Annotated in this window: 7 protein-coding genes; 1 reads left to right on the forward strand and 6 read right to left on the reverse strand. The window is 62.2% G+C overall.

Translation table 11 applies throughout. The features are described from left to right. Positions 1-21: 21 nt before the first annotated feature. Positions 22-1,098: a Rieske 2Fe-2S domain-containing protein gene (locus tag E5198_RS13030; protein ID WP_136490429.1), complete on the reverse strand. Its 1,077-nt coding sequence runs from the start codon at positions 1,096-1,098 to the stop codon at positions 22-24. Between the two features lie 17 nt (positions 1,099-1,115). Beyond that, positions 1,116-2,315, reverse strand: a complete 1,200-nt coding sequence (locus tag E5198_RS13035) for an acyl-CoA dehydrogenase family protein (RefSeq protein WP_256659099.1) — start codon at positions 2,313-2,315, stop codon at positions 1,116-1,118. Between the two features lie 440 nt (positions 2,316-2,755). Here E5198_RS13035 and E5198_RS13040 point away from each other — a divergent pair, with 440 nt between their 5' ends. Further along, positions 2,756-4,330: a P-loop ATPase, Sll1717 family gene (locus tag E5198_RS13040; protein ID WP_136490430.1), complete on the forward strand. Its 1,575-nt coding sequence runs from the start codon at positions 2,756-2,758 to the stop codon at positions 4,328-4,330. Positions 4,331-4,501: 171 nt separating this feature from the next. Here the strand turns inward: E5198_RS13040 and E5198_RS13045 are convergent, their stop codons facing one another. The 4 genes from E5198_RS13045 to E5198_RS13060 all read right to left on the reverse strand — a co-directional run bounded on the left by E5198_RS13045 (position 4,502) and on the right by E5198_RS13060 (position 8,463). Continuing rightward, positions 4,502-4,852: an HNH endonuclease family protein gene (locus E5198_RS13045; RefSeq protein ID WP_136490431.1), complete on the reverse strand. Its 351-nt coding sequence runs from the start codon at positions 4,850-4,852 to the stop codon at positions 4,502-4,504. Beyond that, positions 4,839-6,116 (reverse strand): type II toxin-antitoxin system HipA family toxin, encoded by a 1,278-nt coding sequence (locus E5198_RS13050; protein WP_136490432.1) that lies wholly within the window; start codon positions 6,114-6,116, stop codon positions 4,839-4,841. Before E5198_RS13050 ends, E5198_RS13045 begins: the two co-directional genes overlap by 14 nt. Next, on the reverse strand, positions 6,106-6,360 hold the full coding sequence (locus E5198_RS13055; RefSeq protein ID WP_136490433.1) for a helix-turn-helix transcriptional regulator: 255 nt from the start codon (positions 6,358-6,360) through the stop codon (positions 6,106-6,108). The genes E5198_RS13050 and E5198_RS13055 overlap by 11 nt, the downstream gene beginning before the upstream one ends. 222 nt (positions 6,361-6,582) lie before the next feature. Then, positions 6,583-8,463, reverse strand: coding sequence for a DUF262 domain-containing protein (locus tag E5198_RS13060; protein ID WP_136490434.1), 1,881 nt, complete (start codon positions 8,461-8,463; stop codon positions 6,583-6,585). Between the last annotated feature and the right edge of the window lie 229 nt (positions 8,464-8,692).

Here is an 8,692-nt window from a genome sequence, read left to right on the forward strand (position 1 = left end):
CGCCCGGCGCACTGCTCGCAATCAGCCCCTCAGGTGGCGCAGTTCCGGCTTCACGCCGACGTAGTCCATGTCGATCTCGTGCTCGTAGCGGCGGGTCGACTCCTCGGACGCCTCGTTGATCGGCTGGAAGAACTGGTCGTACCACTTGCGCGCGTGGTAGATCGGCCCGTCGCTCTCGCACAGCATCGGGTTGCCGATGCGCACCTTGTTGTCCCAGATGGCCACGTCGGTGCCCAGGGCGACCTGCTGCAGCTCGGTCCACTCGGCGATCAGTTGCTGGTTCTCCGCCTTGCTCAGCCCCGGGATGTTCCTGGTGGCCACGCCGAAGTGCAGGGTGAAGCTGTTGTGGTCGATGGCGGTGTTGCCGACGATGTAGATGGTCTCCATGTAGTGGCCCTTGTACGGCCCCTTGAGCGACACCAGCAGCACGCCCGGCCCGTAGTAGGTGGCGTAGGTGATCACCGCCTCGCCCGCGCTCATGATCCGCGAGCCGGAGATCTGCACCTGGGTGGCCTTGTAGTCCTCGAACAGGTTGGCGAAGAACAGCGACGGCGACTGGTGCGTCTCGTCGAAGTGCCCCATGTCGACGATGTTGTCCACCAGCTCGCGGCTGTTGGCGTTGATCACCCACTCGGCCCAGCGCATCTCGCTGTACTCCGGCGAATACAGCTCCTCCAGACGCGGAATCTCCTGGCCTTCGATCGGCGGGTTGCCGTCCGGGTCGTGCCAGATGAACAGCGCCTCGTTCAGCTCGGCGGTGGCCCAGCGGCCCACCCGCGCCTTCGGCGGCACGCGCTTGCAGTAGGGAATGCTCACCGCCTTGCCTTCGCGGTCGAACTGCCAGCCGTGGAACGGGCAGACCACGTTGTCGTTCTCCAGCCGGCCGTGGCTGAGGTCGCCGCCCATGTGCGGGCACCAGGCGTCGAGCACCTGCAGCGCGCCGTCGGAGGTCTGGAACACCACCAGGCGGTAGCCGAAGGCGTTCACCGTATGCGGCTTGCCGTCCTTGTACTTCTGCGCCGAGCCCAGGCAGTGCCAGCCGCGGGCGTAACGCTCGGGGATCGGGTCAGCGATGATCTTTGCGCGATTCATGGACATGGTCGGGTCTCCTGGGCTCAGAGGAAGCTGTCGGTGGTGGTCTGGTCGGTGAGGGCGATGAAGCCGAAGGCGCGGCCGAACAGGTCGACGTTGTTGGCGATGTGCGCGCGGCCGGTGAACACGTCGAGGAAGATCCGCGTCAGCGGATAGCTGCGGTAGGTGCCGGCAGCGCCGCAGCAGCGCAGCAGCTCGTTGATGTGGTGGGCGCACTCGTTGGCCACCTGGGCGAGCTGGTAGCGCTGGCGCAGCCGCTCGTTGACCGGCGCCGCCTCGCCGCGCTCGGCCCAGGCCATCTGCACCTCGTAGTGGCGCTTGCGGTTCTCCACCATCTGCTCGTGGGCCACCACCGCGCGGGCGTAGGCCAGCTGCGCGTTGGGATCGTCCACCGTGCGCATGCCGACGTTCTTGCTGATGCCCTGCTTGGCGTAGTCCTTGAAGTGCTGGATGGCCGCCGCAAGGCCGCCGAGGCAGGCGTTGGACACCGCCGGGATGAACATCTGGGCGAACGGCACCCGATACAGCGGCGCCGTGTTCAGCTCGCGACCGGGGTTGGCCGCGTCGTCGTGCTGCTGGGTGGCGTGGGTGCGGTGCAGCGGCACGAAGGCATCCTCGACCACGATGTCGTGGCTGCCGGTGCCGCGCAGGCCGATCACGTCCCAGTTGCGCTCGATGCGGTAGTCGCTCTTCGGCACCAGGAAGGTCCGGTAGCTGTTGCCCTTGCCGACGCCGGGCGTGATGTTGCCGCCGAGGAACACCCAGTCGCAGTGCTCGCAGCCGGTGGAGAAGCCCCAGCGCCCGCTGATGCGGTAGCCGCCCTCCACTTCCGTGACCCTGGCCACCGGCATGTAGGTCGAGGCCACCAGCGTCGAGGCATCCTCGCCCCACACCTCCTGCTGCGCCTGTTCGGGGAACAGCGCCAGTTGCCACGGATGCACCGCCACCACGCCGTACATCCAGGCGGTGGACATGCAGCCCTCGGCCAGCGTCTGCTGGATCTCGGCGAACACCTTGGGCCCGAACTCGAAGCCGCCGTGGCGTTTCGGCTGCATGACGCGGAACAGCTGCGCCTCCTGCAGCGCAGCAATCACGTCGTCGGCCACCTTCAGCTCGGCCTCGGCCTGCGCGGCACGCTCAGCCAGCAGCGGCACCAGCGCCCGGGCGCGGGCCACCAACTGCTCGGGGGAAATTCTTGTTGTTTGCTCCATCGACTCACCCATGGTCGTGCGGGAAGAAGTCGCGGGCCGCCAGCGTTTGCGCAGCGGCTCGCCCTGTGTGACACGGGACGGATTCTTTGGCGGGGGCCGGGGGGCGACATCATCCGAATGGAGTAGCCGCGCGGGTAGTGGGGGTTTTGTTGATCTGGAGCAAGGAATGGGGTGGCGGGTGTGAGCGCTGATGGCGCAAGGCTTGGAGATGGCTACTGGCGGGGGGTTACAACTGCTGCTCTCGGTTGTTTTTTATCTGAGCCTCGCGCTAATCTCGACACATAACCTAGGCAAATAGAACCAGGATTCATCTATTCCAATATTGCCCACCTAAAATCAGACTAAATTCACTTCAAACAAATCTGACAGTGACACCACAAAACCAAAATATATTTAAACATTATTTTTACTGAAAACTCATTGAATATCAGCTTTGCTCACACGGAGGATTTATGGCAAACCCAGACAGCTCGCCTTGCATTGAAGACCTGATGGATGCCCTGGAGTACTACGTCCCAACTGGTACTGCCGAAGGAGAGAAGCTAATTCTCGAGGAAGCTTTTGTTCAGACCCATGAGTACGCCGATATCATTGCCCCTCCAATTGGAAGCCCTAGACTTCTAGTGGGAAAGAAGGGCTCTGGAAAAAGTGCAATACTTGACTTTACAATGAGATTCCTCTCGGAAAGCAATATTCCAGGAATACTTATAAAGCCCATGCATATGGACCTGTCCTCCATGGGTGAAAACTCCTCGTCGGGAGAGCTAACCAGAATAGCTTATGAAACCCTATTAAAATCAATATCTAGAGGTGTTGCCACACAACTAACCGGACTCGTAGTCGGCGACAACAAATTAATACTTCAAGACGCACTTGATGCCGGCACAAAAGACGCAGACTTTTTCTCTAAATTTGCCAACCTGTTGAATTCTTTTTCATCACCATTCACCGGCTATGATTTCTCGAAAATATTAAAAAATACCAGCCCTGAAAAATGCAGAAAGCTTGAAAGAGCCGTAAAGAAAAATATTGAAAAATCCGGAAGTGCATTCTACTTGCTAATCGACGACACGGATCAAGTAGCAAACCCTGGAACACCAAATCACCTCAACAGAATCTGGGCCTGCATACTAGCTGCACGAGAGTTAACCCAAAACAACCCAAAAGTCAGATGCGTTATATCCCTCCGAGATGAAATCTGGAGAAGACTTGAAAACGAGGGTAGCGCCCAGCGCGATCAAATCGACCATTTTCAGCCTTTGGTTTACAAACTAAATCCAACTCTAGATCACGTTCAGAGCATTATCGAAAAGCGGCTTATTTTGGCAGCCTGCAAAGCAGGAAGCCACACGGATCGGCCGGACTACTCTCTATTCTTTAAGGGATCTAGACCGAGAATGCCCAATAGCGAAACACTGAGCTCTTGGCCAGACATTATAAAATCCCGATCACGAGAGCGCCCTCGCGATGCCGTTCAGCTAGTAGGAAAAATGGCCAGCCTTGCCCTACAGGGAGAGCCAAAAAAAATAGATGAAAACATACTCTCAACAGTAATGCCAGAATACTCTAAAGAGCGAGCAGGCTTGGTCGCTGGCGAGTATGCAGACGAATGCCCAAAACTGCTTGAAGTTATACGAATGTTCCACAAACTAGACTGTAAGCATGGAGCATTCTTAGCCGATGCGGAGACTGTAAAAACTCATCTAACCAACATGCTTGGGGGATTTTCCGTTGAGATAAACGGCATCGCCATCCGACCCGACAGAGATGATGATGTATTTAAGCTCTGGAACCTACTATTCGAAGCAGGTTTTTTCTACCCGAGAGTCTCAGACAGAAACCAGCCAGATGGATACCGCTTTGTTTATCCTCACGAAGAGCCTGGGCTCGTTGACAAACAGAGATGGAACGACATCCAGAAATCTCTCTGGGAAATCCACCCTGTTTTTCGAGACTATCTGATTGCAGAGCAGCGAAAATACAAATCTCAATTCGGGCTAGCCACTAAGCGAAAGACTCGTAAATAGCGCGCAGGGTAGACAACGGCGCAGCCTTGTCTACCGATGCAAACGGTGGGTAATCGCTTCGCGAGTTACCCACCCTACTGAATTATAAAAGCGGATGAACTGGTGTCGTCTGCTGAAAACCAAAAATCGATAGCCGGCTTACTTGCATCATCAGAACGCATCAAGCTGCGCTCACACTACACCTCCCTTGTCCACCGGATACCGCCAAACCCCACAAGCCACCTCCGCCAACACCTCCCCCCTGGCCAGAATCTCCCGCTCCGCCCAGTCCTCCAACTCATGCAGCTCACGGCTCAGCCCCGGCTGGCTGTACCTGAGCAGCTCTGCCTTCTTCACGTCCCAAGGCGAGCGCGACAGCGACGGGTTGAGGCTGCCGGCGAGCAGGGTCAGGTTGCCCAGGGTGTGCTTGAGGCGGTCGCGCTGTTCGATGAAGGTCTGCCGGCCTTGCGGGCTTTTCTGCACGGTTTTCGGACCGGCCAGTGCTCGTCCCACTTCTGGCCCGCGCTCATCAGGCTGAATCATCGCCTTCTTCTGTGAGGCGTCGGGTAGTCAGTGCCGCGCGTTGTTCGATCAGGGTGGCAATCTGTTCGATCAGTGGCTCTCCCGCAAACATGGGCGTCGCCTGCAAGGTGCGCGCAGCCCCGGGCAGCGCCTGCGCCATGCCAAGGATTCGCTTGCGGGTCTGTGCGCGTGCCAGCCCGGCGGCTTCGGCGAATTGCTCCCAGTGCCGGAGCTGGACCTCGCTGAACTTGTACTTGCTGCCCAGCTTCATCGCCATATTCGGGGTGAGGCTCGGGTAGATGGCGGTCGACAGCACGTCGTAGAGTGGAGCCAGGGTCGGTGCCGCTCTGGATGATGGTGGGGCGAACAGCAGCGAAAAGTTCTTGGCATGCGCATCGTGGTTGCCGACCAGTGCGTTGAACACCACGTAGTCCAACAGACGCAGCACCTGGGGGGCGCTGGGGCGAGTGACGCGCCGCAGCAGATCGAAGCAGGCTTTCAGGTCGGGGCCGCCCTCGTTCTGATACTTCATTTCCGGCACCACGCCGAGCGCCTGGCAGAAATCCTCCTGATGCAGACGTACCAGGTTGCCTTGTGCATCGCGCTGGCGGTCATAGCGTGCGACCAGCAGGAAGCGGCGGTCGCCAGCCTGATGAATCCGCGCTTCGGCAGTTGGCAACTTCATCGCCTGGGCCAGGGCGAGGCAGAAGCCTTCATTGAGCACCGTATTATCGAGGGCGTGGATCGGCGGCTTGAGGATATGCGTGCTGGACTGTCCTCCCAGAGGCAAGCCGATGCGCTGCCCGTCGAACACCACCGGCAGCTTGTCCTGAGCGCCGGCGAGCGACAGGCGCAGGCCGTCCTGACCGGCCAGCATCGGGCGACGGGGCAGCTCGTCGAGGATCGCGGACAGTCGTTGATCGTCCAGCCACGACACCTCGCCCGCGCCGGCGACCTGCGGGACTGCATCCTTCGGCAGCAGCGTGATGGCCCCGGCGCACTCGCCGCCGATGGCATCCAGCAGGGCGAAATCGTTCTGCCTCGATACCTGGAACCGTTGGGCGATCAAGCGCCGCAGATGGCCTTCCGGTAACAGCCCGGCAAAGAAAGGCCGGGTACGAATGTCATCGAAGGGGGCCGCCTGCAGCGGCAGGGAGCACGACAGCGCTACCGCGTCGGGGTTCGCCAGCCAGCTGGGGTGATACGCAAAGCTCAGGCGACCATCCACCAGCGCCAAGGTGCCGACCTGCTCGGCGAACAGCCAGACTTCGAGTTCATGCGCCATGACGAGTGGGCTCTGCTGGAGTCGGAGAACCCGCCAGTCCGTCCAGTCGGACCCGGCCGCCCAGGGCATCGATCACGCGGAGCACCTGCTCCAGCCGCACCGTGGGCTTGCCGGCCTCCAGATCGACCACGAAGCGCACGCCCACCCCGGCGGCCAGGGCCAGATCGGCTTGCGTCAGGCCCAGTTGCTTGCGTGCGGCTCGCAGGGCTGCGCCGAGCGCTTGTGTGGAGTCGATAGGAATCATGCCGTGCTCGATTGTTTTCCCGATCGGGAAATTATTCGATCAAAATCGCGCCAATGCAAGCCAGCATTCCTGATCGGGAAGATCCTGCGCATTCCGGCGCCTGCACGGGCGATTCATTCCCGATCGGGAATGGGATGCGGGGGGATCGCCGCATCGGCCATCGGCACGCACCGCGCAGGACCGATGCCCCTGGTAACGGCCCAGGCCATCCCGCGAGCCGATCTACGCCTCGCGATACGGCGCCGCCTGAACCGCTGGCGGATAGGGCCAGAGCGCACAGGCCACCTCCGCCAGCACCTCTCCCCTGGCCAGAATCTCCCGCTCCGCCCAGTCCTCCACTTCATGCAGCTCGCGGCTCAGGCCCGGCTGGCTGTACTTGAGCAGCTCGGCCTTCTTCACCTCCCACGGCGAGCGCGACAGCGTCGGATTCAGGCTGCCGGCGAGCAGCGTCAAGTTGCCCAGGGTGTGCTTGAGGCGGTCGCGCTGTTCGGTGAAGGCCTGTTTGCCTTGCGGGTTCTTCTGTACGGTTTTCGGCAGCGGCCAGTGCTCATCCCACTTCTGCGGCAGGATGTGTTCGATGGCCAGTGCGGACGGCTGGGCGTCCGCCGCGCTTTCTTGGTTGCCGAGCGCGGCGTCGAGGGCTTCCAGCACGGCGCGCACGCGGTACTGCGGCCACCACTGGTACAGCGGGTGGTCGAGGATCGCCCGCTTGAGTTCGGCGTCGGTGGGGAAGCGTGCGCCCTCGCCTTCGCTGGCCAGCAGGAACTGCTCGACGGCGCGGGCGCTGATGCTGCCCCGGTCCTCCAGATGGCGGATCAGGTCGAGGAACGGGCGGTTGTAGTTCTTGCTGGTCAGCCCGCAGATCATGCGGCGGAACAGGAACGACTCGAGCACATTGAGGATCGCCTCGAACTCGTCCTCCTGCTGCGGGCGCAGTTGCTGGCTGCACAGCAGGAGCAGCGGGTGGATGGTCGAGGTGTCGAGCGCCTCCAGGCGCTTGAGGAAGCGCGCCAGGTGCGAGCCCGGCGCGGGGCTGGCGAACTCGCGGAAGTGCTCGGCGTAGCCGGCGAGCAGCGCCAGGTGTTCGCGGGCGCTGGTGGCTTCGCCGATCAGGCACGAGCGCCAGTCGTCGGTGTACTGCACGTAGTGCTTGTACTCGTCGAACAGGTGCACGAAGCGGACGTCCCGGCGCATGGCCAGGGTCAGGAAGTGGCGGATGAAGATGTCGATGCGCGGCCGGCTGTCGCGGCCCTGGCGGATTTCCTCGCGCCAGAACTCGCCGTCGAACTGGGCCCAGCAGGTGCGGTAGAGCAGGTCGATGTCGTCGCCCTCGGCCTGGGCGCGGCGGAACAGCAGGTTCTTGATCAGGTCGGCCGGCAGCAGTTGGGTGCCGCGGGCGTTGAGGGTCTCGAAGATCACCTGGGCTTCGTCGTGCTCGCCGAGTTCGATCACCACGAACTGCAGGCCCTTCTGCACCACCGCCCAGAGCGCTTCGAGGCGGTCCTCCAGCTCCAGGTAGGGGCGCTCCTCGACCGGCTGCGCCAGCCAGTCGGCGAACTGGGCGTGGAAGTACAGGTAGGCGCCGGCGATGCCCTGCTCCAGGTCGACGGCCTCGCCGGTTTCCTGCAGCTGCGCCAGCAGCGCCGCGGGGCTGCCGGCCTGGTGCACCAGGGCGTAGGCGCGGCGGTCGAAGTTGGTCGGCAGCAGCTTGCAGATCTCCTCCGGCCGGTCGACCAGCGCGGCGCGGTTGGAGACCAGCGAGTCGAAGCGCTCGAAGTAGCGCGCGCTGCCGAGGCTCCCGCACAGGTCGCGCAGGGCGATCAGCAGCAGTTGCAGGGTGGTGAAGCGCTGCTGGCCGTCAATGACCTGGCGCAGCTGCACCCAGCCGCTGGCGTCGAACAGCTGCTCGATCACCACCGCGCCGAGGAAGTGCGGACGCAGGCGCTGGCCGGCCAGCGCTTGGTCGAGCAACCGCTCGAAGTCGTCCCACAGCGGCTGCCAGTTGCACTCGCGCCGCCAGACGTAGGGGCGCTGGAACAGCGGGATCTGGTAGCACACGGTGGGCTCGAAGATGCGCATCAGGGGACGGCTGTTGGCTTCCATGAACAGGTTCCTGCAGAGGGTTTCGAGAATCGGCTGGCCCGGATCATACACCGCCTGCGTCGGCGTGCATGGCTCCTGCCTGCGCCGCGCACGGCGCCCCAGGCGATGAACGGCAGGTCGCGCAGTTCGGCCCCGCCTGCCGGCGGGCAGCCGTGCCGCCGCGGCGGCGGACAGGCCGCGCGTCGCCCGAAGATGCCCATCCAGACGCGCGCGCCCCGGGCGGCGAATC

The sequence above is a fragment of the Pseudomonas sp. A-1 genome (genome assembly GCF_004801855.1).
Classification (GTDB): Bacteria; Pseudomonadota; Gammaproteobacteria; order Pseudomonadales; family Pseudomonadaceae; genus Geopseudomonas.

Excerpts from the sequence above, each read along its gene's own strand:
- E5198_RS13035 (WP_256659099.1), bottom strand. The coding sequence starts at position 2,315 with ATGGGTGAGTCGATGGAGCAAACAACAAGAATTTCCCCCGAGCAGTTG.
- E5198_RS13050 (WP_136490432.1), bottom strand. The coding sequence starts at position 6,116 with ATGGCGCATGAACTCGAAGTCTGGCTGTTCGCCGAGCAGGTCGGCACC.
- E5198_RS13055 (WP_136490433.1), bottom strand. The coding sequence starts at position 6,360 with ATGATTCCTATCGACTCCACACAAGCGCTCGGCGCAGCCCTGCGAGCC.
- E5198_RS13030 (WP_136490429.1), bottom strand. The coding sequence starts at position 1,098 with ATGTCCATGAATCGCGCAAAGATCATCGCTGACCCGATCCCCGAGCGT.
- E5198_RS13040 (WP_136490430.1), top strand. The coding sequence starts at position 2,756 with ATGGCAAACCCAGACAGCTCGCCTTGCATTGAAGACCTGATGGATGCC.
- E5198_RS13045 (WP_136490431.1), bottom strand. The coding sequence starts at position 4,852 with ATGATTCAGCCTGATGAGCGCGGGCCAGAAGTGGGACGAGCACTGGCC.
- E5198_RS13060 (WP_136490434.1), bottom strand. The coding sequence starts at position 8,463 with ATGGAAGCCAACAGCCGTCCCCTGATGCGCATCTTCGAGCCCACCGTG.